This is a genomic window from Yersinia rohdei ATCC 43380, from assembly GCF_000173775.1.
GTDB classification, from domain to species: Bacteria; Pseudomonadota; Gammaproteobacteria; order Enterobacterales; family Enterobacteriaceae; genus Yersinia; species Yersinia rohdei.
On sequence record NZ_ACCD01000018.1, the window covers coordinates 50379 to 74481 of the forward strand.

A 24103-nucleotide genomic window follows, 5' to 3' on the forward strand; every position below is an offset into this window, starting at 1 on the left:
CAAATATAAACCCCGGTTACGGCAGTTTATATTTGCGGGTAATTCAATTTACTTAATGCTCACAGCGGGAAAGAACTAAATACCTATCTTGCGGCCCAGTATGCTGGCACCTTTAGAGTGACCATCAGGGCCATACATTGACTGGCTGTGGTGCGTATTTAGAATGGCGAGCGCCTGAGCATTATGTTCAATATGTTGCTGCAGCAATAAGCCGTTGTGCAGGTTACCATTGCGCAGATTTTCAGCTAATTCCAGGATGTATTGCCAGCGCACAGCAAGCTCCGGCACCTTGCTATAAGGCGCTTGAATATTAACGGTTTTTTCGGTGGTGAGCCGTGTTTGATCCAGATAAGCCAAGGTAGCCAGTATTGAACTTTTTTGTTCGGTTACACCTTGCAATACAACACCTTGGATCCGACCGGCGCACAGCAATTGCTGCTCCTGAGCTACAACCGCTTTCAGTGATTCGAGCAGTTCCAGTTGTTGCTCCAGATTGGTCTGTAATCTTTCCACCACCACATATCCTTTTACAGTTAACGATTATTACTCTGCTTAGATATTCTTCAGCTCATCCGCAACATTTTTTAGCAGAGCATCGGCAATTTTACCGGTGTCCATAGTCAGTTGGCCTGAACGGATAGCTTGTTTTAACGTTTCGACACGTTCTACATTGATATCTTCACTGCCAGGTTGCATCAGTTTTGCCTGCGCATCACTCAATTTAACCTCAGTGCCACTCACTTGCGTTTTGGTTTGGGTCGCAGGTTTACGCGCCTGTTGTGCGATATCGCTGGTTTCCCGTGGCTGAACTTGTGTTACCGGTAATAGCGGCTGAGTGCGATCAATACTCATATTATGTTGCTCCGTTTATGGCGGGATTGTTACTGTTTAACCCGCAAATAACTGCATATTAGAGTTATCGGCAAAGGTTAAAAAAACTTTAATCACTATAATATAATACGAATTATGCCATCTTCAGCCAGGGTTCCGCTGACGATTTGACCTGATGCCATTCGCACCCGAACATTATCTTGTATGGCCGCATTATTCATAGCTTTACCATTACTGTTAACATTAAATCCTTCACCCTGTGCTAATACCTGCACATCTTGCCCTGCTTTTATCACCCACTGACGGCGTAACATATTGCGTGTCAAAGGTTGACCGGCATTAATTTGTCGCAGACTGACCGCACCTTGAGCAAAATTCGGCTCCAATAATGCGCCGGGCGGTAGGGTATCTAGCCGGCCTTGTTTCATCACAATATCTTGTGGCGTAATTTTAGCACCGCTCGCCAATTGGCGCGCAGCAACAGCATAGTACCCGCTAACCTGCACTTGGGTTTGAATAAAACGCCGCAAACCATCGCAACGCACTGACAGGCTGATGTTTCCCCAGGGGCGAGCATTGGCCGGCAGGGTGATTTCAGGTCTTTCGCATTGTGGCCATTGGCCCTGCGGGGTTTTGATGACGACTTCAACCCGGCTGTCTTTATCGGGATATTGCTGTTGGAAGAATTGAGTGACCGAGGCCGATAAATCTGCCGCAGCTGCCAAAGGCACGAATGCTGGGTTGACCAGCAATAGCCCCAAAGTCAGCATTATGGCGTCATTTCTTTTCATCTACATCAATCTCCTCTGCATACATTCCAGTAAAGCCAAGGTAACCCCCCTTTTGCGCATTAGTGTACCTGTAGCGCAATGAGGTTAAGGGGACAAATAGCGACGCATTTTGCTCTTATTCTAACGATAGGCTTCCCTGTACGGCGTTTATGCTGTCGGCTCCAAATTCTAACCTTGCGGGGGGACTATGCTCGACAAACTGGACGGTGCTCTGCGTTTTCAACAAGAGGCGCTTAACTTGCGCGCTCAGCGACAGGAGATCCTGTCGTCCAATATTGCCAATGCGGATACACCCGGCTTTCAGGCACGTGATATTGATTTCTCCAGCCAACTGCAAAAGGTGATGGAGCAAGGACGTGTCAATGGTACAGGGGTGTCGCTCAGTTTAACGTCAGCCCGTCACATCCCGGCAAGTACAGTTCAGCCACCTGATCTTGATTTGTTATTCCGCGTTCCAGACCAGCCATCAATGGATGGCAACACTGTGGATATGGACCGTGAACGTACTAATTTTGCCGACAATAGCCTGAAATATCAGACCGATTTGACCGTGCTTGGCGGGCAGATCAAAGGAATGATGTCAGTGTTACAACAAGGATAAGACGTATGTCTTTACTGAATATTTTTGATATTGCCGGCTCTGCATTATCAGCGCAGTCACAGCGGATGAACGTTAGCGCCAGTAACATGGCGAACGCCGACAGTGTTACCGGGCCGGATGGTCAACCTTACCGCGCGAAGCAAGTGGTGTTTCAGGTTGCAGCACAGCCGGGGCAAGAAACCGGTGGTGTGCGAGTGGCACAGATAGTTGATGATCCCGCACCGGATCGTTTGGTGTTTCAACCGGGTAACCCACTGGCGGATGCCAAGGGGTATGTTCGCATGCCTAACGTGGATGTTACCGGCGAGATGGTGAATACCATTTCAGCTTCACGTAGCTATCAGGCCAACGTTGAAGTGTTGAATACCACCAAATCTCTGATGCTCAAGACACTGACATTGGGTCAATAACAGGAACTCGCAAACATGGCCATTACCAATTCCCTGACAGCTAGCGATTACGGTGTCAACAGTACCACGAGTACCAATACCACCTCTACCAGCGGCAGTAGTAGCCAGGATCTGCAAAATAGTTTCCTGACCTTGTTAGTGGCGCAGTTAAAAAATCAAGACCCCACTAATCCAATGCAAAACAATGAGTTGACGACGCAGTTGGCACAAATCAACACCGTTAGTGGCATTGAAAAGTTGAATACAACGCTGGGTTCTATTTCTGGGCAACTGGACAGCAGTCAGTCCTTGCAAGCCAGCACCTTGATTGGTCACGGCGTGATGATCCCCGGCACCAGCATCTTGTCCGGTACCAAAGATGGCGTGGTTACCACGACACCATTTGGTATCGAGCTGGAACGCTCAGCAGATAAAGTGACCGCGACTATCAGTGATAGCAATGGTCTGGCCGTGCGTACTATCGAGGTAGGCAACCTGACGGCAGGGGTGCATTCCTTTACTTGGGACGGTTCATTGGATGCCGGTGGTAATGCACCAGATGGCGCTTATACCGTGACCATTGCCGCCAGCAGTGGTGGTGCATCTGTGGTTGCCACACCACTGAGCTACGCCATTGTTAATGGTGTGACCCGTGGCAGCGATGGTTCCAAATTGGATCTTGGCCTGGCAGGCACCAAGACGATGGATGATGTGCGTCAGATTTTATAAGCCGGTGATTTAGCTCCAGCAGCAGTAAACCAATATCAGGGTGAGCCAATAATTCTAACCGACTCACCATCATTTTATATGGGGCGATTGATATCTCATCAATGCTCAAGGTCTGTTACAGACCTCGAATTTAACGGAGAAGAAAATGGGCTTTTCTCAAGCAGTCAGTGGTTTGAACGCAGCATCCAGTAACCTGGATGTGATCGGTAACAATATCGCCAACTCGGCGACCTCAGGTTTTAAATCCAGCTCAGTTTCTTTTGCCGATATGTTTGCTGGCTCACAAGCCGGTATGGGCGTTCAAGTTGCCGGGATTACTCAGGACTTTAACGATGGCACGGCGACCACCACTAACCGTCGCCTGGACATTGCTATCAGCCAAAGCGGTTTTTTCCGCATGCAAGACAGCACCGGCGGTATCTATTATGCGCGTAACGGTCAGTTCAAGCTGGATGAAAACCGCAATATCATCAATATGCAAGGCCTGAGCTTGACCGGCTATCCGGCCACCGGGACACCACCGACAGTAAAGCAAGGTGCTAATCCAATTGCACTGTCTATTCCGCAGGATATTATCTCAGCTAAAGCTACCGACTCAGGTAAAATGGTGGTGAACCTGACGTCAACTCATAAGGTCATTCCGGCAACACCTGCTTTTGATCCTGAAAAACCAGACACTTACAGCTTTGTAAATAACTTGACCACCTACGATAGCTTGGGCAACAGCCACGTTATCAATGTGTTCTATGTGAAAACTGCTGAAGATGCCGTTAACGGTAACAGCTGGCAGGTCTATACCAAAGACAGCAGCGCCACTCTGGCTGATAAAACCAAACCCTTTGATCCTACCGACCCCGCTGCTGCCTCGCTGCGCGGCACTATGGTTTTTGATACCAATGGCGCATTGAAAAGTGTGGCAAATGGCACCAATCCAGCCAGCACTACAGACTTAACTATGGCGATTCCGATGGGCGTGGTTAACGGCTCACCGGCGCAATCTTTCAAACTGGATGTTACCGGTAGCAAGCAACAAAACACCGGCACTGACAGTGTAGTAGCGCAGAGTCAGACGGGTTACGCCGCAGGTGAATTCACCGGCTTCCAGATAGGCACTGATGGTGCTTTAGTCGGCACTTATTCGAACCAACAGACCCAATTGCTCGGTCAAATCGTGATGGTTAACTTTGCTAACCCTGAAGGACTTTCCTCTGCGGGCGACAACGTGTGGAAAGAAACTCAGACCTCGGGTAGCCCAATTCTCGGTATCGCCGGCAGTGGTGGTTTCGGTACTTTGACCAGTGGCGCATTGGAATCTTCCAACGTCGACTTGAGTGCAGAATTGGTGAACATGATTGTGGCGCAGCGTAACTATCAGTCCAATGCGCAGACCATTAAAACTCAGGATCAGATCTTACAAACCCTGGTTAACCTGCGTTAATTGAACTGACGGAATACGCTCATGGATCACGCAATATATACCGCAATGGGAGCTGCCCGGCAGTCATTAGAACTGCAAGCGGTGACCGCGAATAACTTGGCTAACGCCTCTACGCCGGGCTTTCGAGCTCAATTGGCGGCGATGCGCGCTGTGCCTATTGATGGGCCAAGTATGCCGACGCGCACCATGGTAACGGCATCAACGCCTGGCGTAGATATCAGCCAAGGGACGATGAATTACAGTGGCCGCCCGTTGGATGTTGCTTTGCAGCAAGATGGGTATCTGGCGGTGCAACTGCCTGATGGCACTGAAGCCTATACCCGTAACGGTAATATCCAAGTTGCAGCTAACGGGATAATGACCGTGCAAGGTTATCCGCTCATGGGTGATAACGGCCCAATTGAAGTGCCGCCGCAAGCGGCCGTCACTATTGCCGCGGATGGCACTATCTCGGCACTGAATGCCGGTGACTCACCCAATACTATTGCTCAGCTCGGCCAAATAAAACGGGTCAAAGCAACGGCTGGTGAAGTGATGCACGGCGATGATGGGTTGTTCCACCTGACTGCGGCAACCCAGCAGGCGCGTGGCGCTCAGTTGGCCAACGACCCACTGGTTAAGATAATGCCGGGCGTGTTGGAAGGCAGTAACGTGAAAGCGGTAGAGGCGATGAGCGACATGATTGCCAATGCTCGCAGCTTCGAAATGCAGATGAAAGTTATCCACAGTGTGGATGAAAATGAACAGCGCGCTAATCAGCTGTTAGCCATGAGCTAAGCGCCCAGGCGCAGAGGAATAAACTGATGATCCGATCACTATGGATTGCCAAAACAGGTTTAGATGCACAACAGACCAATATGGATGTTATCGCCAACAACCTGGCGAACGTCAGCACCAATGGCTTTAAACGCCAGCGGGCGGTTTTTGAAGATTTGTTGTACCAAACTATGCGCCAGCCAGGAGCGCAATCTTCCGAACAAACCACCTTGCCATCCGGTTTGCAGATTGGTACCGGTGTTCGCCCGGTAGCCACTGAGCGTTTGCACAGCCAGGGCAATTTATCCAAAACCGATAACAGCAAAGATATCGCGATTAAAGGTGAAGGGTTCTTTCAGGTGCAAATGCCGGATGGCACTAATGCTTATACCCGCGATGGTTCTTTCCAAGTTGACCAAAATGGTCAACTGGTCACCTCCGGCGGTTTTCAGGTGCAACCAGCAATTACCATTCCGGCTAATGCCTTAAGTATGACTGTCGGGCGTGACGGGATAGTCAGTGTCACCTTGCAAGGGCAAACAGCCACGCAGCAAGTCGGGCAACTGACACTGACCACGTTCATCAATAACAGTGGCTTAGAAAGTATGGGTGAAAACCTGTATCAGGAAACTGCCAGCTCCGGTGCACCGAATGAAACCACCCCAGGTCTGAATGGCGGGGGATTGTTGTATCAGGGTTATGTGGAGACGTCTAACGTCAATGTGGCGGAAGAATTGGTCAATATGATCCAGACGCAACGGGCCTATGAAATCAACAGTAAAGCGGTTTCAACGTCAGATCAGATGTTGCAAAAACTGACACAGCTGTAAATTCGCTTTCGGGGGGCGCTAGCGCTCCCTGATAGCCACAGAATAATAAGTATTCGGGGCTGACCTTGCCAGCCTCTAACCGGTTACAGGACAGATAATCAGAGATGGATACATCGCCGCTGCGAAAAATAGGTGAGTTGAGATGGGTGGGTGCGCCGTTGGTGGCGATGCTACTGCTCAATGGCTGCGCGTACATTCCGCATAAATCACTGGTGGATGGCAAAACATCAGCCCAGCCAGCCCCGGCCAGTGCGCCACTGCCTAATGGCTCTATTTTTCAGGCTGCCCAGCCGATGAATTATGGTTATCAGCCGCTGTTTGAAGATCGCCGTCCACGTAATGTGGGTGACACCCTGACAATTACCTTGCAGGAAAATGTCAGTGCCAGCAAAAGTTCCTCAGCCAATGCCAGCCGTAATGGGGCTAGCAAATTTGGCGTCGCAACCTCGCCGCGTTACTTAGATGGGTTGTTGGGTAATGCACGCGCGGATATGGATATTTCCGGCGACAGCACCTTTGGTGGCAAAGGTGGTGCTAATGCGAATAACACCTTCAGCGGCACTATCACGGTCACGGTAGATCAGGTGCTGGCGAACGGTAATTTACATGTGGTTGGTGAAAAGCAAATAGCCATTAATCAGGGAACTGAATTTATTCGCTTCTCTGGGGTAGTTAACCCACGCACCATCAGCGGCAGCAATTCTGTTATCTCAACACAGGTGGCAGATGCACGTATCGAGTATGTGGGTAATGGTTATATCAATGAAGCGCAAACCATGGGCTGGTTGCAGCGGTTCTTCCTTAATGTTTCGCCGTACTAAGAGGCCCTGTGATGCGTAAACCCTCAGTTATCACCCTGTTTTTTATCCCGCTGATTGCGGTCATCTCGCTGCTGCCATTATCTGCGTCGGCTGAGCGTATCCGCGATTTGGTGACGGTTCAGGGCGTGCGTGATAACGCGTTGATCGGCTATGGCCTGGTGGTTGGCTTAGATGGCTCCGGTGACCAAACCATGCAGACGCCGTTTACCACGCAAAGTCTGAGCAACATGTTGTCACAGCTGGGTATTACTGTGCCAGCGGGTACCAATATGCAGTTGAAAAACGTGGCTGCGGTGATGGTCACGGCTAAATTGCCGGCATTTTCTCGCACCGGACAAACCATTGATGTGGTGGTTTCCTCAATGGGTAATGCGAAAAGTATCCGTGGTGGCACCTTGCTGATGACCCCACTAAAAGGGGTTGATAATCAGGTTTATGCTCTGGCACAGGGTAACGTTTTAGTCGGCGGGGCCGGGGCTTCTTCCGGTGGCAGCAGTGTGCAAGTCAACCAGTTGACCGGTGGGCGCATAAGTAATGGCGCGACTATCGAACGCGAGCTGCCGACCACCTTTGGCACTGACGGTGTGATTAATTTGCAATTAAATACTGACGATTTCACCACCGCACAGCAAGTCAGTGATGCCATTAACCGCCAACGCGGTTTGGGTTCCGCCACCGCCATTGACGCTCGTACCATTCAGGTTTTGGTGCCGCGCGGCAGCAGTTCACAGGTGCGTTTCTTGGCTGATATTCAAAATATCCCCGTCAATGTTGATGCGGGTGATGCCAAAGTTATCATCAACTCCCGTACGGGTTCTGTGGTCATGAACCGCAATGTCATGCTGGACTCTTGTGCTGTAGCACAAGGGAATCTGTCCGTGGTGGTCGACAAACAAAACACGGTCAGTCAGCCGGATACACCTTTTGGTGGGGGGCAAACTGTGGTCACGCCTAATACCCAGATTTCGGTACAACAGCAGGGCGGCGCGTTGCAGCGGGTTAATGCCAGCCCGAATCTGAACAATGTCGTGCGGGCCTTGAACTCACTGGGGGCAACACCGATAGATTTGATGTCCATCTTGCAGGCGATGCAAAGTGCTGGTTGCTTACGGGCTAAATTGGAAATTATCTGATGAGTGATTTGATGGCAATGTCCGGTGCGGCCAATGACATGTTTGGGGCAGCTTATGACGCCCAATCATTGAATGCGCTGAAACGTGATGCGGCAAAAGATCCGCAGGGTAACCTCAAGCAGGTTGCTCAACAGGTAGAAGGCATGTTTGTGCAGATGATGCTCAAAAGCATGCGTTCTGCTTTGCCGCAAGATGGTGTCATGAACAGTGACCAAACCCGGCTTTATACCTCGATGTACGACCAGCAAATTGCGCAGCAAATGTCGGTCAAAGGACTCGGCCTGGCTGACATGATGGTGGAGCAGCTGTCGGGCACGACCTCGCCAAGTGAAACTGCCGGTACGACACCGATGATGCTGGACAACGAAGTCTTGCAAACCTTACCGGCACAGGCCTTGGCACAGATGGTGCGTCGGGCTATGCCGACGCCACCGGCCAACAGTTCGGCCTCATTAGCGCAAGGCTCAAGTAATTTTGTGGCGCGGATGTCTATTCCGGCACAAATCGCCAGTGAGCAAAGTGGTATTCCTCATCAGCTTATTATGGCACAGGCTGCGCTGGAGTCCGGTTGGGGCCAGCGGGAGATCCCAACCGCTGAAGGTAAAACCAGCTATAACGTATTTGGTATCAAAGCGGGCAGTAACTGGGATGGCCCGGTCAGTGAAATTACCACCACCGAATATGAGCAAGGTGTGGCGAAGAAAACCACGGCTCGCTTCCGGGTATACGGGTCTTATGTCGAGGCCGTCAGTGATTATGTCAAATTACTGACCCAAAACCCGCGTTATGCCAATGTCGCTGCTGCGCAAAGTCCGGAGCAAGGGGCGCATGCGCTGCAAAAAGCCGGTTACGCCACGGATCCGCAATATGCTCAAAAATTGGTCAGTGTTATTCAGCAGATGAAGAATGCCGGTGATCAGGCGGTCAAAGCTTACAGCAGTGACTTAACCCAGTTATTCTGATAACCGGTTATTTTACTGACTATTTTGGGTTGACACAGTGCTTAAAATCCTCAGCTACGCGCGGGTTTTTATGCGCTGTGTGCACCTAAGCTAGTTGCAACAAATCCGCTATTTTGATGATGAATAAAACCTTCTTACCTCCATATATTTGCTCAAGTTTTCCAAAGTCGGGCCGATAAATATTACAGGCTGTGCGGGGGCTTAGGTTTCCTCAGGCAGTATCCCAATATTAATAAACGCAGGTTTCTAATAATTATCACCTGTTGTAAAAGGATTTCTTTATGTCCAATAGCTTAATGAATACTGCAATGAGTGGTCTGAGCGCGGCACAATATGGCCTGAGCACCGTCAGTAACAATATTAGCAATTACCAAGTAGCGGGATATAACCGCCAAAATGCTATTTTTACCCAAAATGGTGGGACGCTAAGCTCGGCGGGTTTTATTGGAAATGGTGTGACAGTGACCGGTATTAATCGTGAATATAATTCCTTTATTACCAACCAGTTGCGTACTGCGCAAACACAAAGCAGCGGGTTAACTACCTATTATCAACAAGTTTCACAAATTGATAATTTGCTGGCGAACAGCTCCAATAACCTCTCAACCACGATGCAGGCTTTTTTCAGCAATCTGCAAAATCTGGTGAGCAATGCGGACGATGATGCTGCACGCAAGACGGTATTAGGCAAGGCTGAAGGCTTGGTTAACCAGTTCCAGAATGCCGATCAATATCTGCGTGATATGGATACTGGCGTAAACCAGAAAATAACCGAAAGTGTTGCCAAGATTAATAATTATGCTGAACAAATTGCTGGGTTAAATGACCAAATTACTCGCCTGCGGGGCAGTAGTGGCAGCGAACCTAATGCCTTGCTCGACCAACGCGACCAATTAGTGACTGAACTGAACCAAATTGTGGGTGTGACGATGTCCCAACAAGATGGCGATGCTTACAATGTGTCTTTTGCTAACGGCTTGCCATTAGTCCAAGGGGCTAGCTCTTATAAAGTGGAAGCCATCCCATCCAGCAGTGATGCTACCCGACTGGCTGTTGGCTACAAATATGGCAGCGGTACGGTATTGGAAGTGGATGAAAGCCGTCTCACGACCGGCAGTCTTGGCGGTACGCTGAAATTTCGCAGTGAAGCATTGGACAATGCCCGCAATCAATTAGGCCAATTAGCCTTGGTGATGGCCGATAGTTTCAATACTCAACATAAAGCTGGGTTTGATGCTAATGGTGAGGACGGCACTAATTTTTTCAATTTTGCTGATCCTGTTGTAGTGAAAAATACGAAAAATGAGGGCGATGCAGTGCTGACTGTCGCCTATACCAACACCTCAAAAGTTCAGGCCAGCGATTACAGTGTTGAATTTGATGGAACTGATTGGCAGGTTACCCGCTTGTCTGATAAGGCCAAAGTTTCTGCGGATGTCGTGAAAGATACTAGCGGAAACGTCACCGGTTTAAACTTCGACGGGGTTGCAGTTAGCATTAATAACGGCACAACCGGCGCACAAATCAAAGACAAATTCACGGTAAAAACAGTTTCAAATGTGGCCGCTAATCTTGAGGTTGCCATTAGTGATTCCAGCAAAATTGCCGCTGCCGGTAAGAAAGATGGCGGTGAGAGTGACAACGTCAACGCGCAGGCTTTATTGGATCTGCAAACCAAAAAACTGGTTGGGGGCAAGGCGACATTCTCTGGCGCTTATGCCGGGCTGGTCAGCACAGTCGGTAACCAAACCAGCACCGCAAAAGTTAACAGCACCGCGAAAGCCAGTATTGTCACGCAGCTGACCGCCGAGCAGCAGTCGGTTTCCGGGGTTAACCTGGATGAAGAGTATGGTGACCTACAGCGTTTCCAGCAATATTATCTGGCGAATGCGCAAGTGATTCAAACCGCCTCAACACTGTTTAATGCGCTGTTGGATCTGCGCTAAGTTTTTTATTAGCGGCCGGACTCAGTGCCGCTCATTATCTTATTTTAGGTGAAGCCCTGTATTTACGGGCTGCACTGTTGCTAAAAGGAACTGACATTGTGCGCTTAAGTACTAGCATGATTTATCAGCAAACTATGCAGGGCATCACTAATGCTCAATCACTTTGGATGCAGTCGGGCCAGCAAATTGCCACCGGTAAACGTGTGGTGAACCCTTCTGATGATCCTATGGCGGCCTCGCAAGCAGTTATGGTGTCACAGTCTGAAGCTGAAAATAGCCAATATACTTTGGCTCGCAGTTATGCCCGCCAAAGTTCCTCATTAGAAACCACGGTGCTCTCTCAGGCGACAACCACCATTCAGTCTATTCAAAGCCTGATTATTGGTGCTGCCAAAGATTCACTGAGTGATGATGACCGGGCCTCAATGGCCACTCAGTTGCAGGGTCTTAAAGACCAATTGCTTAATCAGGCCAACTCGACTGACGGTAATGGCCGCTATATGTTTGGCGGTTTTAAAAGTGGCACGGCACCTTTTGCCGTCAGTGCTACTGGCGCAGTGACCTATGTGGGCGGAGACGTTGCTATTACTCAGAAGGTTGACACCAACCGGTCGATGACTGTTGGGCATACTGGCGATGACATATTTATGAAGTTAACCAGCAATGCGAAACCAGAGCCTAATGATGCTAATGGTAATGCGGTAGCCTCAGAGTCCAATATTTTTAATACCATTGATACGGTATTAAAATCGCTAAGTACCCCATTGCAAGGGGCGACAGAAACGGTGAAGCAACAAGCCTCGGATGATTTGAATAAAGGGATCCGTGGTATGGCGAACTCACTTAATAATGTGTTGTCCGTGCAAGCCGAAATCGGGACTCAGTTGGAAGAACTAGTCAGTTTAGATAGCTTGGGCGCGGACCGCACCTTGATCAATAAGGATCGACTAAGCGATTTAGTGGACGTGGATTGGAACTCTGCTATCTCTTCATATGTTATGCAGCAGGCGGCATTACAGGCCTCTTATACAACATTTACCAATATGCAGGGTTTGTCTCTGTTCCAGTTGAATAAGTAACCTGTTTTTTGCCGGTCGGTGGGCCTCAAGAATGAGGCTCATTAACTTAATATAATTCAGTTAATTACATAAATACTCGCGGCAAGCGGATCATATCGGTTTTTCACCCGACTCCTATCTAGCCCACTAATTGGCCTAACACTCCTGCCAGTTTATCAAAAAACTCGCCAAACAGGTGCTCGGTAAAGGGTGCCAATAGCGGCATAATTAATCCAATAGAAATAATACCGACCGTCAAGGTCAGCGGGAAACCGATGACGAACACCGAAAGTTGCGGTGTCATACGGTTTAGCATCCCTAGCGCCATATTTAAGGTGAGCAGCAGAGTAATCAGCGGCAAAGCCAGCATCAATCCATTCAGAAAAATCAAGGAGCCCGCCTGTGTCAAGGCCAGGAAGCCATTGCCATTAAGGGGTTCGAACTGGATAGGTAAGGTATGGAAACTGTCAGCCAGCAGTGAAATTAACCACAAATGGCCGTCAAAGCATAAAAACAGCAGCATTGCCAATATGTTCAAAAACCGGGCGAGAACGGGCATATTTGGCCCGCCGGAGGGGTCGAAGAAGGTGGCAAATGACAACCCCATCTGTAACCCAATCACTTCACCGGCCAGGCGGATAGCCGCAAAGGCAAACTGCATAGTTAAGCCGATGGCCACCCCAATTAATATTTGCTGAGCGGCGACCCACAGGCCAGCGGTGGAAAACAAAGGAATATTGACCGGCGGAAGAGAAGGCGCAATCAGAAATGTAATTAATACCGCTAACCCGACTTTAACTTTGCGGTTTATCTGTTTTTCACTTAAAACCGGTGCGGTGGTTATCAGTGCCAGTATGCGGATCAGTGGCCAGAAATACAGGCTGACCCACATACTGAGTTGGTTGGTGTCGAGGGGTATCATGCGGATAACTTATCCCATTAGAGCGATTTTATGTGCCAGTTGAATCAAACCGATGCCGGCTATTAACCAATCAATGTTGGCAAGCTGGTGAATAAAGTGCGCATATAATCCAGTATTAGGTTCAGCATCCACGGGCCGGCGATGACCATGGTGGTGAATACGGCCAGGATTTTCGGGATAAATGACAAAGTCATTTCGTTAATTTGGGTCGCTGCTTGCAGCAAACTCACAATCAAACCGCTGATAAGCGCCGCCAATAACAAAGGGGCCGCCAGTGCAAGGGCGATTTTCATGGCCTCAACGCCGAGGGCCATTACCGATTCTGGTGTCATGGATTTTTACCTTACCATATGAATAATATTCAAAATTTAACCAGAAACAACAACTCACGCCCGACATCATTCCTGCAACAGGAAGGCGAAAAACACACCGGCGGCCTGGCGTTAACTGTAAAAACTTTGTGCCAATGAACCCAGTAGCAACTGCCAGCCATCAACCAGGACAAATAACATCAATTTGAAGGGTAACGAGATACTGGCGGGCGGAACCATCATCATCCCCAATGCCATCAGGACGCTGGCCACAACCAGGTCAATTATCAAAAACGGAATAAAGACGGTAAAACCAATTTGGAAGGCGGTTTTCAGCTCACTGGTCACATAAGCGGGCAACAGGATGCGCATTGGCACCACTTCTGGTCCTTCCAATGGCGGTAAATTTGCCAGACGGGCATACAGTGCCAAGTCGGTTTCGCGTGTTTGGCGCAGCATAAATTCGCGCAGCGGTTGCGAACCTTTATCCATTGCCACTTCCATACTTATTTTGTCCTGACTGAAAGGCAAATAAGCATCTTGATACACTTTATCGAAAACCGGCGACATAATAAAAAAGGTCAAAAACAGCGCCAAACCCAGCATCACCTGATTCGGTGGTGCCGACGGGGTACCCAGTGCGTTGCGCAGCAAACCGAGCACAATAATGATGCGAGTAAAACTGGTCATCATCAGTAAGGCCGCGGGCAGGAAACTCAAGGCGGTGATAAAGACTAAAGTCTGCACCGGCAGCGACCAACTTTGCCCGCCATTAGCCAACGGCTGGCTGATAATCCCGGGGAGTTGAGCCCATACTGAAGGCGAGCAGAGCAGGGCGAATAACGCCAAAAGAGGTTTATTCATCAGCGCGCGCAGTAAACGGCTCGCCAGTGGTTGATTACCCCAGCTGCGATTAACTCGGCTGCGACATATTTCAATGAAGGTCATGCCGATTTTTCCGGATGTTTCAATTTTTTGTTTAACAGAAAGCTGTTCAGCAGCTGGCGAAAATCAGCCGGTTTCGCCGTGTCTGGCGACAATGCAGCGCTCGTTTCTTCAACGGGTGGGCGGGGCAGGGTATGCAATTGGGTCACCTGCTGTGCGGTGACACCTAATACCAACCAGGTGTTGTCAACTTCGACGATAACAACCCGCTCACGTTGACCGACCTGACAACTGGCCCGCACATTTAATAGCTTATTATTACGCGCCTGTGGCGCAAAGCCTAACCGGCGCACCAACCAGGCAGCACATAAAATGAGCAGCAGAATGCCGCCTAAAACACTGCCAACCTGGGTCAGTACCGAACCTGCGGGCATGGCCGGTGCAGCTTGCTGCGTGGCAATACCCGGATGGCTGGCGGCAAACCCAGTCACCGCCGCCGGCGTTGCCACTGGCGAATCGGTGAGCGTTTTTGCATCAGTGGTTGTCACGGGTTCGGTTTGCGCAGCGCTCATTAGCGGCTCAGACGGCGCATACGTTCTGACGGGGTAATAATGTCAGTGATACGGACGCCGTATTTATCCGCGACCACCACCACTTCACCCTGAGCAATCAGATAGCCGTTAATCAGAATATCCAAAGGTTCGCCCGCCAGACCATCAAGGGACACCACAGAACCTTGCGACAGGCGCAGTAATTCTTTGATGGTCATTTTGGTGCGACCTAACTCTACAGTCAGTTTAACCGGAATATCGAGAATTAAATCAATATCTTGCGGATTACCCAGTCCATCTGGCGCTTCCAGTGATTTAAATACGCCTTCAGTCGAGGATGCTGGTTTATCCGCGGATTGCTGCTCATTAAACGCATCAGCCCACAGATCGTCCACGGATTCCTTTCCATCAGCAGACGGAAGCTTAGGGTCACTCATTGGGCTGTTCCTCATTTAGAGCATTCAAAATAGGGTTAATCAAATGTTCAACACGTAGGGCATATTGCCCGTTTAATGTCCCGTACTGACTGGTCAGTACCGGCACACCGTCGACATGGCCGATCAGTCGATCCGGTTTATCTATCGGTAGCACATCCCCGGGTTGCAGCTTAAGTATCTGCGACAATCTCAGTGGGATATCAACAAAATTAGCCACCAGTTCCAGCTCGGAATGCTGAACTTGTTTGACCAAGGTTTCGCGCCAATGGCTATCTTCCTGACGGGAGTTTTCCAGTGGTGGATTGGTCAAAAGTTCGCGCAGCGGCTCTATCATGGCGAACGGAATACAGATATTAAACTCGCCACTTAAGGTGCCGATTTCCACATGGAATGGAGTGGTCACCACGATGTCGTTCGGCGAGGTGGTGATGTTGGTGAATTTCACCTGTATTTCCGAACGGACATATTCCACATCTATTTTATAGATAGGGGCCCAGGCATCGCGGTAAGCATCCAGCGCAAGGCGCAGCATGCGGTTGATAACGCGTTGTTCGGTATGGGTAAATTCACGGCCTTCAACTTTGGTCGGAAAACGGCCATCACCACCAAACAGGTTATCAACAGCAATAAAGACCAGACTCGGGGCGAAAACAAACAGCGCAGTGCCGCGCAGCGGCTTCAGATGTATCAGGTTGAGGTTGGTTGGAACCGGCAGGTTGCGGGCAAATTCATGATATGGCTGAATTTTTATTGGCCCAACGGTGATATCCGGGCTGCGGCGCAACAAGTTAAACAGCCCCATGCGGAACTGGCGAGCAAAACGCTCATTAATGATCTCCAGCGCATGCAGGCGCTCACGGACGACGCGTCGCTGAGTCGTCGGATCATAAGGTTTAACGTCGGTCTCGTTACCTGCCACAACTTCGGGTTCATCACCCCCGCTGTCGCCATTTAACAGTGCGTCAATTTCTGCTTGTGAAAGAATGCTATCGCCCATAATGATTATCGCAATATGAATGCGGTAAACAGCACATCGCTGACTACCTGATTAGGTTGACCTTTAACCATTGGCGGGCTAAGAACGTTTTTAATTTCAGCAACTAAGCGCTGTTTTCCTGCTTCGTTAGACAGGCTGTCAGCAGACTGACGGGAGAGCAGCAACAGCAAGCGGCTGCGCACTTCCGGTAGATAGTTATTGAGTTCTACGCGAGTGAACTCGTCAGGGAGCCTTAAGGTTAATCCGATATACAGCACACGATCCAGATTATTATCTGGCGTGATCAGATTAACTGTGAAGGTTTCCAGTGGCATGAACACCGGGGCAACAGGCGTTGCTTTCGCTACGGCAGGTTTACTCTTATGGAGTATCCACCAGCTATAACCGCCACCCGCAGATGCCGCTACCGCAATCAGCACCAGCAGGATCACCCAGATCGAACTCTTACGCTTGGCCGGGAAGGTTTTTTCAGACATGGAGAAGACAAATTCCTGTTTCGGTATCAAACCGGTGAATCACGATAATAACGCGGGTAAAATCACCCACGTTATCCGAATTATTGCTGATGATTATCCCGCGTATCCTGAAACCCAATAGGCAGAATAGGTGGCGAAAAACAGCCTAACTTGTGCGTTTGTCACCTTTTGCGGCAACTTACCCCCCACTTTAGGCGAAAATATCAACACCCCCGCTGCCACTCGCCATGGCTTGCAACGCGGCAGGCGTGGTCAGCAAAGTGCTGTCCGGTGCATCACCTGAAGCTATTTCACCGTATCCTGGCTGACCACGGGAGGCGAAATCCTGTTGACTCTGCTGTTGTGCTTGCTGCCATTGCCCTTCACTGCCAACACTGCTTTGGCCTAGCTGAATACCACTTTCAGCCAAAGCACTGCGCAAACTTGGCATGGCGGCCTCAAGGGCGGCGCGTACCTGGCTGTGCGCTGAAGCAAAATGCAATTGCGCCTGGTTATCTTCTATTTTAAGACTGATTTGCAGCGCACCTAATTCTTGCGGGTTGAGGCGCAACTCAGCGCTTTGCTGGCCATTGCGGCTAAACATAACCACTTGTTGTCCAAGTGATTGTTGCCATTCCTGGCTACCCAGTTGAGCACTTAAATGGCCACTGACGGGAACACTAACCTGGCTGCTGGTCGTTGTTGATAACACCGGGCTGGAGACGGGCGGCAGGGACGGCGTAATCGCGCCAGAACTTAGCTGTGTTTTATCTGTGCTGGCGGTGGTTACTGTGGGGTCGGCCTGCACCGCTTTCATGCTAAGGGCGCTGTTATCGATATCTTTTGCACTCACCGGGGCCAGTTTATCTTGTGCTGCAGTCAGCTTGGCTTTAGTGGTTGGCGCAGGGAGCAAGTCTAAGTCGCTGCTGCCGGTTTTATCATTTTTTACATGGCTGATGGTGCTGCCAATCAGTGCCGCTAACCCTTTATCTTGCGAGGTCAGGTTGGTTAGAGCAGCAATATCTTGGCGCGACGTGGTTTTGCTAGCGGTCAGGCCATTCCCCGCGGTCTCGGTGGATTTTTGCCCAAGACTGGCTGTTCCCAAGGTGTTGGCAACTTGATGTGGCAGCATTGCCAGCAAGGTTTGCAAGGCGGTGAGGTCAACCTTATCATTGGTTTTATCGCCCGTGCTGTCAGCACTGAGGGCGATTTTTTTGCTGCCTGCCGCCTCTGTGGTTTGCCCCGCTTGAGTCAAGCTTGCTGGTAATGTGGCGCTGATATCACCCAAGGTGCTCAACAACTGATTCAGTTTGCTGTTACTCACCCCAGATTTACCGGCATGTGCATCAGCAGTGATATCGGTAGCGGCTGCCAGAGAGGATTTCAGTGTTGAAGCATCAAGGGCGGTGAGCTCTTTACCCAGTTGGTCGCCCAGCAGTTTGGCAAAATCTGCCGGTAGCCCCGCATCGGTAAACAGTGCCGCAATAGATAATGAGGAGGTGGCCCCCTCAGCATCACTGGTGGCGGTGGTAGATAATGCTGTCGCAGGCAATAAAGACAGATTCATGAATTTAGACTCCTTTGTGAGGCGCGCTGGGCGAACTCATCCATCAATTTTTGATCTAAACGGTTTTCTTGCAGGCGTGCCGTGGTGTCAGCCCGTTCTTGTAATGTTTCAAATGCGTTTAACCGTTGTTGCTTTTCTTGCCAATACTTCACTGCCTGTTCAACTTTGACATTCCACTGAGCCAATTGATTACGATGTTGATCAATGGCTTGCTCCAAAGTTTGAATAAATTGTTGATAATTCTGCCATCTGGAAGAGGCCATCCCCTGACTTAGGGTGTCATTCAATTGCACCCGATACTCATCTTGATAAGACAACAACATAGTGAGTTGCTGCTCAGCGTTTTGGTAGGACAGACGCGCTTGCCCCAGTTGAGTACTGGCCTGTTCGACGGCCTTTTTAGCCAATTCGCGCAGGGTGACGAGAGGTGACTGATTCTTCATCGTATTCCTCATTTATCCCTTTCGTACTTAAAGCCGCAGGGTTATTGGCTATGTTCACTTACCCGAATCACTCACTTGAGCCAGCTCATCGGGATCTGTTTACTTACCGCCTACCTGTAACGCTAATTTCTTGGGTATAAAGCCGGATGGCAGAGACATCATCGGCGGGTTATTAGCCAGGAAACAGGCTCGTCAGGTGCTGGCAGGCATCTTCGTAACTGCTGCGCTCAAACATGCCTTGCTGCAAGAAAATTTCCATTTGCGGGTACAGGGCGATAGCTTTATCCAGTAAAGGATCACTACCGGCGGCATAAGCCCCCACACTGACCAAATCGCGGTTACGTTGGAAACTGGCAAGCAACTGTTTGAATTGACGCACTTTACTGTAGTGATTCTCATCAATCAGCGAGGTCATGGCGCGGCTGATTGACGCCTCAATATCGATAGCAGGATAGTGACCTGATTCTGCCAAACGGCGCGATAACACCACATGTCCGTCGAGAATGGCGCGAGCAGAGTCAGCAATAGGGTCTTGCTGGTCATCACCTTCGGTTAATACGGTATAAAATGCGGTAATTGAGCCACCACCAGAAACACCATTACCGGCACGTTCAACCAACGCGGGTAATTTGGCGAATACGGAGGGCGGATAACCTTTGGTTGCTGGAGGTTCCCCGATGGCCAGGGCAATTTCGCGTTGCGCCATGGCATAGCGGGTCAGGGAATCCATAATCAGCAATACGTGTTGACCACGGTCACGGAAATCTTCCGCAATGCGAGTGGCATAGGCGGCACCTTGCATGCGTAATAATGGCGAGACATCCGCTGGAGCGGCTATCACCACCGATCGTGCCCGGCCTTCAGGGCCTAAAATATTTTCGATAAAATCTTTTACTTCGCGGCCACGTTCACCAATCAATCCAACCACAATGACATCGGCTTGGGTGTAGCGCGCCATCATCCCCAATAGCACACTTTTACCCACCCCGGAACCGGCGAACAGGCCCATACGCTGGCCACGGCCCACGGTTAACAGGGAATTAATGGTTCGTACGCCGACATCCAATACTTGCTCAATCGCGGTGCGTTGCAATGGGTTGATGGGCGGGGTAATCAGCGGGGCGCAATAGCTTGTTTCCGGTGCAGGTAGGCCATCGAGCGGCTTGGCACTGCCATCCAGCACGCGGCCCAGTAATTCAGGGCCGAGAGGCAATTGTTTGCTGGCAGAAGCCCCGCCAGAGGTCACGCGCGCATAGACTCGAGCGCCAGGCACAATTCCTTCCACTTCTTCCAGCGGCATAAGAAAGAGATGCTGGCCATTAAAGCCGACCACTTCACTCTCCACCTCCTGAACCTCGCCATTATCATGGCGTTCAATCAGGCAGGTCGCGCCTATTGGCAGTTGCAGACCGGTGGCTTCCAGCACCAAACCGGTGGCGCGGGTCAAGCGGCCATAACGGCGAATAATGGTTGATTGAGTTATGCGCTCTTCGAATTTATCTAAAGAGGTAAGCCAGCGACCCAGACGGGCAGTCATTATAATTCTCCCGGTGCAGCCAGACGGCACAGTTCATGCCAACGGGTTGCCAGGCTGGCGTCCAAATCGCCTTCTTCAGCGCTGACTTTACACCCGCCCGGATGAATTTGACCGTCACCCAATAAGCGCCAGCCGTGCAGGCTCAGGGTGCTTCCTAACCGTTGCTCTACCACGGCTAAATCATTTGGATTCACTCGTAATTGCGGCTTGCCGGCAAACATGGGCTCCTGCTGAATCATTTGCTGAATTTGGGCCAGCAAGGCGGTGCCATCACAAATTGCCGGTTGCCCCAGAATTTGTTTCGCCGCCGCCAATGCCATTTGCATCAACCGCGAGGCAATAACACTGTCCAGCGCATCCAATGTGCTTTGAAAATCGTTGACCAACAGTTGCCAGTGCGCAGTTATTGGTGCTAATTGTTTCTCGGCATCGGCCAGTGCCTGCTGATGGCCTTCTTCTAAACCGGTTTGGTAACCTTTATCCAGACCTTCTTGTAATCCTTTGGCAAACCCTTGTTGGCGGCCTTGTTTCTCAGCTTCGAGTTGCAGATTAACCAGCATTTGTTGCTCATTAACCTCGGTCGATTCAGAAACCAAACTCGGCTCGTCAGTGAATAACATACTGAGGTCGGGGGCCGGAGCTGTAGAGCTGGATTCTGGCTGACTGGCAAAGTCGTTAAGTGACCAAGGTTGCCAGGGCAGGGATTTAATCCGATCAGACATAAATATCCTCGCCACCGCCAATCACTATCTCGCCGCTTTCCGCCAAACGACGGACGATGAGCAAGATGGCTTTTTGTTCGTTTTCGACCAGCGACATACGTACCGGCCCGCGAGTTGCCAAGTCGTCGCGCAGAATTTCTGCTGCACGCAAGGACATGTTGCTGAGGAAGCGCTCGCGCAGCGCCTGATCGGCACCTTTCAAGGCAATCAACAGCGACTCGTTGTCTATCTCTTGCAGTAAGCGCTGAATGCTGCGGTCGTCGACACTGACCAAGTTCTCGAACAGGAACATTTCGTCGATAATTTTCTGTGCCAGTTCGCCGTCGTATTCGCGCACCGCATCCATAACCGTCTCTTCCTGCTGGGTTTTCATCAGGTTGATAATCTCAGCCGCGGTGCGGATACCGCCCATTTTGCTGCGTTTGAGATTCTGGCCATCCAGCAAGTTATTCAAGACTTCAGTCAATTCAGCCAATGCGGCGGGTTGGACACCGCCAAAGGTGGCAATACGCAACATGACATCGTTGCGCAGGCGTTCGTCGAACAGAGCCAAAATATCTGCCGCCTGAGCACGTTTGAGATGCACCAATATGGTAGCGATAATCTGCGGATGCTCGTCGCGGATAAGATCGGCCGCCATTTGCGGTTCCATAAAGTTGAGCGATTCCATGCCACTGCTGGTCTCGCGTGATTCCAGAATGTCTTCCAACAGGCTGGAGGCGCGCTCTTCGCCCAAGGCTTTTATCAGCACACTGCGCAGATAATCGCTGGCGTTAACACTCAGTGCGGCATATTGCTCTGCGTCGTCTTCAAATTCAGCCAATACATCAACCAATTGTTGATGAGAGACCTGACTCATACTCGCCATGGTGGTACTGAGTTGCTGCACTTCGCGCGAGGAGAGGTGCTTAAATACCTCGGCGGCATGGTCTTCACCCAGCGTCATCAGCATGATGGCGCTCTTTTCAGTTCCGGTCAGGCTCATTGGTCGTTACTCATCCATTGACGGATAACCAGCGCAACAACACGTGGGTCTTTATCCGCAAGTTCGCGTATACGCTGGGCCTGAACTTCAGCACTTATCCGCTGCTGATTTTTCTTACGCAGGGCCAGCTCTTCTTTGCTTTGTTTTACTGTTTCAGTGACTTGTGCAGCCTGTACCATACTGTTGACCGAGGCTGCGGCTTTATCAGCAACGTTTTTCTTGGCAAGCATTGGGCGTACCAATTTGCGCCATAGAATCCAGGTCACCAGTAAGATAAGCAGATAGCGACCCGCATTCAGCAACTGGTCAAAGAACGATTGTTGTTGCCAGAATGGCAGTGCACGGCCAGTAGTATCGTCAGTAGCATTAAAGGGTGTATTCACAACATTTAATGTATCGCCACGGTTAGTGGAGAAGCCCATCGCCTCACGGGTCAGAGATTCCACCTGTGCCAGTTGATCTTTCGTCAGCGCAATGGGCTTGCCTGCTTTATCGCTGCCGTAATTGACAACCACTGCGACGGAAAGACGCTGCACCATGCCCGCTTGTTGCTGGGTATGACGGATAGTGCGGTCAACTTCGTAGTTAGTGGTTTGGTCATGCCGGCTATTGCTGGATGTTGCCGTAGAGCGGGCCGCTGGCGTCGCCGCTGGACGAGCTGCCGCATTGGCATTATTTGCCCCCGCAGGCTGAGTGACTTCAATCGGCGCAACCGGTGTGGCAGATGGCTGGTTGGATAATGCCCCCGGCACTCCGCCGACATTAGAGCCGCCTAATTGTTCACTGGTGCTGATTTGCGCAGAACGCACGGCACCCTGATTGGCGGACTGGTTCGGTTTGTACTCTTCGTCAGTTTGCTCGCGGCTGGCGAAATCAACTTGTGCGGTGACCTGCGCATGCACATTGCCACTGCCGACCATGGGGGCCAGAATGGTTTCGATACGGCGTTGGAAGCGGTTTTCAACTTCATTGGTGAATTTGAGTTGCGCTGCATTTAAGTCGCGACCGGCACTGTCGGACTGCGTCAGTAAACGGCCGGTTTGATCGACCACAGTGACATTAGCTGGCGGTAAGCCCGCCACACTGCTGGAGACCATATAGACGATGGCATTAATCTGGCCATCATCGAGCGCGCGGCCGGGTTGTAGGGCAAGAGTGACTGAGGCGGTCGGTGATTTTTGTTCGCGGACAAAAAGTGAGGGTTTCGGCATCGCTAAATGCACCCGAACATTCAATACCGGCCCAAGTGTGCCAATAGTTCGGGCGAGTTCACCTTCCAGTGCCCGCTGATAGTTTACTTGCTCACTAAATTGGCTGATGCCAAATTTTTCTTGGTCTAGCAGTTCGAAACCAACTGCACCACCTTTGGGTAAACCTTGTTGGGCCAGACGTAGACGGGTTTCATGCACCTTATCAGCCGGGATCAACAGCGCTCCGCCACTATCAGCAAAGCGATACGGAATATTGAGCTGTGTGAGTTGCGTGACAATATCACCACCGTCACGATCACTCAGATTGCTATAAAGAACGCGGTAATCCGGGCTTTTAGCCCATAACATCAGCGCGACAATAATCGAAATAGCTGCAGCCGCTGCAATCAGCAGGGGGATTTTTGGATTCGCGCGTAGGCGTGCCAGTGTGGTCGCAAAGGTATTTTCACGATTTTCACCGCCGGTTATCGAGGCATTCATACACGTCCTTGGCCAAGCTGAACAACGTTTAAGTGAGTATTTTTTATGTAATTATTGTGTCGAAACAAAACAGACTCCCAAGAGCAGTGGGCGATAAATCATTAATATCCCCGTCATCTTTCAGACTACAGAGGTGTTGGCAGCGCGCGTTTACCCTAATCACTTACCGGTGTAAGCACATCGGGACTCTCTTGCTTACCCTCTCCTGCCGTTGAAACTTGTTGGCTTCCCTATTTATGGGCCCGCCATTATTTGCTGTAAGTGATAAATTCGATGGCCCAATAAGCTGGTATTTTTGTGCTTAATTAGCCGCTT

Annotated in this window: 28 protein-coding genes; 12 read left to right on the forward strand and 16 right to left on the reverse strand. The window is 50.4% G+C overall.

Translation table 11 applies throughout. From position 1 onward, the window contains the following. Positions 1–75 precede the first annotated feature (75 nt). The 3 genes from YROHD0001_RS06105 to flgA form a co-directional block, all read right to left on the reverse strand. The gene (locus YROHD0001_RS06105) at positions 76–516 is read right to left on the reverse strand and encodes a flagella synthesis protein FlgN (RefSeq protein WP_032817242.1); all 441 of its coding nucleotides are present in this window, start codon (positions 514–516) and stop codon (positions 76–78) included. Between the two features lie 36 nt (positions 517–552). Beyond that, positions 553–852, reverse strand: a complete 300-nt coding sequence (flgM, locus tag YROHD0001_RS06100; protein WP_004715408.1) for a flagellar biosynthesis anti-sigma factor FlgM — start codon at positions 850–852, stop codon at positions 553–555. Positions 853–947: 95 nt separating this feature from the next. Beyond that, positions 948–1622, reverse strand: coding sequence for a flagellar basal body P-ring formation chaperone FlgA (flgA, locus tag YROHD0001_RS06095; protein WP_004715412.1), 675 nt, complete (start codon positions 1620–1622; stop codon positions 948–950). 187 nt (positions 1623–1809) lie between these two features. Between flgA and flgB the strand changes: the two genes are divergently transcribed. The 11 genes from flgB (at position 1810) to flgL (ending at position 12306) form a co-directional block, all read left to right on the forward strand. Beyond that, on the forward strand, positions 1810–2223 hold the full coding sequence (gene flgB, locus YROHD0001_RS06090) for a flagellar basal body rod protein FlgB (protein WP_004715413.1): 414 nt from the start codon (positions 1810–1812) through the stop codon (positions 2221–2223). Between the two features lie 5 nt (positions 2224–2228). Further along, positions 2229–2633, forward strand: a complete 405-nt coding sequence (gene flgC / locus YROHD0001_RS06085; RefSeq protein ID WP_004715415.1) for a flagellar basal body rod protein FlgC — start codon at positions 2229–2231, stop codon at positions 2631–2633. A gap of 15 nt (positions 2634–2648) precedes the next feature. Next, positions 2649–3341 carry a flagellar hook assembly protein FlgD gene (gene flgD / locus YROHD0001_RS06080; protein ID WP_004715416.1) on the forward strand — a complete coding sequence of 231 codons (693 nt, stop codon included), beginning with the start codon at positions 2649–2651 and terminating at the stop codon, positions 3339–3341. A gap of 145 nt (positions 3342–3486) precedes the next feature. Further along, positions 3487–4779 carry a flagellar hook protein FlgE gene (flgE, locus tag YROHD0001_RS06075; RefSeq protein ID WP_004715417.1) on the forward strand — a complete coding sequence of 431 codons (1293 nt, stop codon included), beginning with the start codon at positions 3487–3489 and terminating at the stop codon, positions 4777–4779. A gap of 21 nt (positions 4780–4800) precedes the next feature. Beyond that, the gene (locus YROHD0001_RS06070) at positions 4801–5556 is read left to right on the forward strand and encodes a flagellar basal body rod protein FlgF (protein WP_004715418.1); all 756 of its coding nucleotides are present in this window, start codon (positions 4801–4803) and stop codon (positions 5554–5556) included. Positions 5557–5582: 26 nt separating this feature from the next. Beyond that, on the forward strand, positions 5583–6365 hold the full coding sequence (flgG, locus tag YROHD0001_RS06065; protein WP_004715419.1) for a flagellar basal-body rod protein FlgG: 783 nt from the start codon (positions 5583–5585) through the stop codon (positions 6363–6365). Between the two features lie 104 nt (positions 6366–6469). Then, a complete protein-coding gene (gene flgH / locus YROHD0001_RS06060) occupies positions 6470–7186 on the forward strand; it encodes a flagellar basal body L-ring protein FlgH (protein ID WP_004715420.1) in 717 nt (238 codons plus the stop codon). An 11-nt stretch (positions 7187–7197) separates the two neighbouring features. Further along, complete coding sequence (locus YROHD0001_RS06055) at positions 7198–8319, forward strand: flagellar basal body P-ring protein FlgI (RefSeq protein ID WP_004715421.1); 1122 nt, start codon at positions 7198–7200, stop codon at positions 8317–8319. Beyond that, positions 8319–9281 (forward strand): flagellar assembly peptidoglycan hydrolase FlgJ, encoded by a 963-nt coding sequence (flgJ, locus tag YROHD0001_RS0118160; protein WP_032817244.1) that lies wholly within the window; start codon positions 8319–8321, stop codon positions 9279–9281. The genes YROHD0001_RS06055 and flgJ overlap by 1 nt, the downstream gene beginning before the upstream one ends. 281 nt (positions 9282–9562) lie before the next feature. Next, positions 9563–11227, forward strand: coding sequence for a flagellar hook-associated protein FlgK (flgK, locus tag YROHD0001_RS06050; protein ID WP_032817246.1), 1665 nt, complete (start codon positions 9563–9565; stop codon positions 11225–11227). A gap of 98 nt (positions 11228–11325) precedes the next feature. After that, entirely contained in the window at positions 11326–12306 is a 981-nt protein-coding gene (flgL, locus tag YROHD0001_RS06045) for a flagellar hook-associated protein FlgL (protein ID WP_032817248.1), read from the forward strand. Positions 12307–12424: 118 nt separating this feature from the next. Here the strand turns inward: flgL and fliR are convergent, their stop codons facing one another. From fliR to fliL, 7 genes are all read right to left on the reverse strand, one after another. After that, positions 12425–13207, reverse strand: a complete 783-nt coding sequence (gene fliR / locus YROHD0001_RS06040; protein WP_004715425.1) for a flagellar biosynthetic protein FliR — start codon at positions 13205–13207, stop codon at positions 12425–12427. 62 nt (positions 13208–13269) lie between these two features. Beyond that, positions 13270–13539 carry a flagellar biosynthesis protein FliQ gene (gene fliQ, locus YROHD0001_RS06035; protein WP_004715427.1) on the reverse strand — a complete coding sequence of 90 codons (270 nt, stop codon included), beginning with the start codon at positions 13537–13539 and terminating at the stop codon, positions 13270–13272. A 111-nt stretch (positions 13540–13650) separates the two neighbouring features. Continuing rightward, entirely contained in the window at positions 13651–14382 is a 732-nt protein-coding gene (gene fliP / locus YROHD0001_RS06030; RefSeq protein ID WP_004715428.1) for a flagellar type III secretion system pore protein FliP, read from the reverse strand. An 80-nt stretch (positions 14383–14462) separates the two neighbouring features. Next, on the reverse strand, positions 14463–14975 hold the full coding sequence (gene fliO / locus YROHD0001_RS06025; protein WP_004715429.1) for a flagellar biosynthetic protein FliO: 513 nt from the start codon (positions 14973–14975) through the stop codon (positions 14463–14465). After that, the gene (gene fliN / locus YROHD0001_RS0118165; RefSeq protein ID WP_032817250.1) at positions 14975–15391 is read right to left on the reverse strand and encodes a flagellar motor switch protein FliN; all 417 of its coding nucleotides are present in this window, start codon (positions 15389–15391) and stop codon (positions 14975–14977) included. Before fliN ends, fliO begins: the two co-directional genes overlap by 1 nt. Beyond that, on the reverse strand, positions 15384–16388 hold the full coding sequence (fliM, locus tag YROHD0001_RS06020; protein ID WP_004715430.1) for a flagellar motor switch protein FliM: 1005 nt from the start codon (positions 16386–16388) through the stop codon (positions 15384–15386). The genes fliN and fliM overlap by 8 nt, the downstream gene beginning before the upstream one ends. Before the next feature lie 5 nt (positions 16389–16393). Beyond that, positions 16394–16864, reverse strand: coding sequence for a flagellar basal body-associated protein FliL (fliL, locus tag YROHD0001_RS06015; RefSeq protein ID WP_032817252.1), 471 nt, complete (start codon positions 16862–16864; stop codon positions 16394–16396). On the opposite strand from fliL, the gene YROHD0001_RS20835 reads away from it, so the two are divergent. Continuing rightward, entirely contained in the window at positions 16863–16985 is a 123-nt protein-coding gene (locus YROHD0001_RS20835) for a hypothetical protein (RefSeq protein WP_004715432.1), read from the forward strand. The genes fliL and YROHD0001_RS20835 overlap by 2 nt on opposite strands. Before the next feature lie 69 nt (positions 16986–17054). Here the strand turns inward: YROHD0001_RS20835 and YROHD0001_RS06010 are convergent, their stop codons facing one another. The 6 genes from YROHD0001_RS06010 to fliF form a co-directional block, all read right to left on the reverse strand. After that, positions 17055–18410, reverse strand: coding sequence for a flagellar hook-length control protein FliK (locus YROHD0001_RS06010; protein ID WP_032817254.1), 1356 nt, complete (start codon positions 18408–18410; stop codon positions 17055–17057). Beyond that, positions 18407–18853: a flagellar export protein FliJ gene (gene fliJ / locus YROHD0001_RS06005; protein ID WP_004715435.1), complete on the reverse strand. Its 447-nt coding sequence runs from the start codon at positions 18851–18853 to the stop codon at positions 18407–18409. The genes YROHD0001_RS06010 and fliJ overlap by 4 nt, the downstream gene beginning before the upstream one ends. A 172-nt stretch (positions 18854–19025) precedes the next feature. Further along, complete coding sequence (gene fliI, locus YROHD0001_RS06000; protein ID WP_004715436.1) at positions 19026–20390, reverse strand: flagellar protein export ATPase FliI; 1365 nt, start codon at positions 20388–20390, stop codon at positions 19026–19028. Beyond that, positions 20390–21112, reverse strand: coding sequence for a flagellar assembly protein FliH (fliH, locus tag YROHD0001_RS0118170; RefSeq protein WP_032817256.1), 723 nt, complete (start codon positions 21110–21112; stop codon positions 20390–20392). Before fliH ends, fliI begins: the two co-directional genes overlap by 1 nt. Then, positions 21105–22097, reverse strand: coding sequence for a flagellar motor switch protein FliG (gene fliG / locus YROHD0001_RS05995; protein WP_032817258.1), 993 nt, complete (start codon positions 22095–22097; stop codon positions 21105–21107). Before fliG ends, fliH begins: the two co-directional genes overlap by 8 nt. Further along, positions 22094–23788 carry a flagellar basal-body MS-ring/collar protein FliF gene (gene fliF / locus YROHD0001_RS05990; protein WP_004715438.1) on the reverse strand — a complete coding sequence of 565 codons (1695 nt, stop codon included), beginning with the start codon at positions 23786–23788 and terminating at the stop codon, positions 22094–22096. The genes fliG and fliF overlap by 4 nt, the downstream gene beginning before the upstream one ends. Positions 23789–24103 lie beyond the last annotated feature (315 nt).

Excerpts from the sequence above, each read along its gene's own strand:
- flgG (WP_004715419.1), top strand. The coding sequence starts at position 5,583 with ATGATCCGATCACTATGGATTGCCAAAACAGGTTTAGATGCACAACAG.
- fliG (WP_032817258.1), bottom strand. The coding sequence starts at position 22,097 with ATGAGCCTGACCGGAACTGAAAAGAGCGCCATCATGCTGATGACGCTG.
- fliM (WP_004715430.1), bottom strand. The coding sequence starts at position 16,388 with ATGGGCGATAGCATTCTTTCACAAGCAGAAATTGACGCACTGTTAAAT.
- flgD (WP_004715416.1), top strand. The coding sequence starts at position 2,649 with ATGGCCATTACCAATTCCCTGACAGCTAGCGATTACGGTGTCAACAGT.
- fliO (WP_004715429.1), bottom strand. The coding sequence starts at position 14,975 with ATGAGCGCTGCGCAAACCGAACCCGTGACAACCACTGATGCAAAAACG.
- flgA (WP_004715412.1), bottom strand. The coding sequence starts at position 1,622 with ATGAAAAGAAATGACGCCATAATGCTGACTTTGGGGCTATTGCTGGTC.
- YROHD0001_RS20835 (WP_004715432.1), top strand. The coding sequence starts at position 16,863 with ATGGAGAAGACAAATTCCTGTTTCGGTATCAAACCGGTGAATCACGAT.
- flgC (WP_004715415.1), top strand. The coding sequence starts at position 2,229 with ATGTCTTTACTGAATATTTTTGATATTGCCGGCTCTGCATTATCAGCG.
- flgM (WP_004715408.1), bottom strand. The coding sequence starts at position 852 with ATGAGTATTGATCGCACTCAGCCGCTATTACCGGTAACACAAGTTCAG.
- fliR (WP_004715425.1), bottom strand. The coding sequence starts at position 13,207 with ATGATACCCCTCGACACCAACCAACTCAGTATGTGGGTCAGCCTGTAT.
- fliF (WP_004715438.1), bottom strand. The coding sequence starts at position 23,788 with ATGAATGCCTCGATAACCGGCGGTGAAAATCGTGAAAATACCTTTGCG.
- YROHD0001_RS06010 (WP_032817254.1), bottom strand. The coding sequence starts at position 18,410 with ATGAATCTGTCTTTATTGCCTGCGACAGCATTATCTACCACCGCCACC.
- flgK (WP_032817246.1), top strand. The coding sequence starts at position 9,563 with ATGTCCAATAGCTTAATGAATACTGCAATGAGTGGTCTGAGCGCGGCA.
- flgE (WP_004715417.1), top strand. The coding sequence starts at position 3,487 with ATGGGCTTTTCTCAAGCAGTCAGTGGTTTGAACGCAGCATCCAGTAAC.
- fliH (WP_032817256.1), bottom strand. The coding sequence starts at position 21,112 with ATGTCTGATCGGATTAAATCCCTGCCCTGGCAACCTTGGTCACTTAAC.
- flgB (WP_004715413.1), top strand. The coding sequence starts at position 1,810 with ATGCTCGACAAACTGGACGGTGCTCTGCGTTTTCAACAAGAGGCGCTT.
- fliN (WP_032817250.1), bottom strand. The coding sequence starts at position 15,391 with ATGAGTGACCCTAAGCTTCCGTCTGCTGATGGAAAGGAATCCGTGGAC.
- fliL (WP_032817252.1), bottom strand. The coding sequence starts at position 16,864 with ATGTCTGAAAAAACCTTCCCGGCCAAGCGTAAGAGTTCGATCTGGGTG.
- flgJ (WP_032817244.1), top strand. The coding sequence starts at position 8,319 with ATGAGTGATTTGATGGCAATGTCCGGTGCGGCCAATGACATGTTTGGG.
- fliI (WP_004715436.1), bottom strand. The coding sequence starts at position 20,390 with ATGACTGCCCGTCTGGGTCGCTGGCTTACCTCTTTAGATAAATTCGAA.
- YROHD0001_RS06070 (WP_004715418.1), top strand. The coding sequence starts at position 4,801 with ATGGATCACGCAATATATACCGCAATGGGAGCTGCCCGGCAGTCATTA.
- fliQ (WP_004715427.1), bottom strand. The coding sequence starts at position 13,539 with ATGACACCAGAATCGGTAATGGCCCTCGGCGTTGAGGCCATGAAAATC.
- flgH (WP_004715420.1), top strand. The coding sequence starts at position 6,470 with ATGGATACATCGCCGCTGCGAAAAATAGGTGAGTTGAGATGGGTGGGT.
- fliP (WP_004715428.1), bottom strand. The coding sequence starts at position 14,382 with ATGAATAAACCTCTTTTGGCGTTATTCGCCCTGCTCTGCTCGCCTTCA.
- YROHD0001_RS06055 (WP_004715421.1), top strand. The coding sequence starts at position 7,198 with ATGCGTAAACCCTCAGTTATCACCCTGTTTTTTATCCCGCTGATTGCG.
- fliJ (WP_004715435.1), bottom strand. The coding sequence starts at position 18,853 with ATGAAGAATCAGTCACCTCTCGTCACCCTGCGCGAATTGGCTAAAAAG.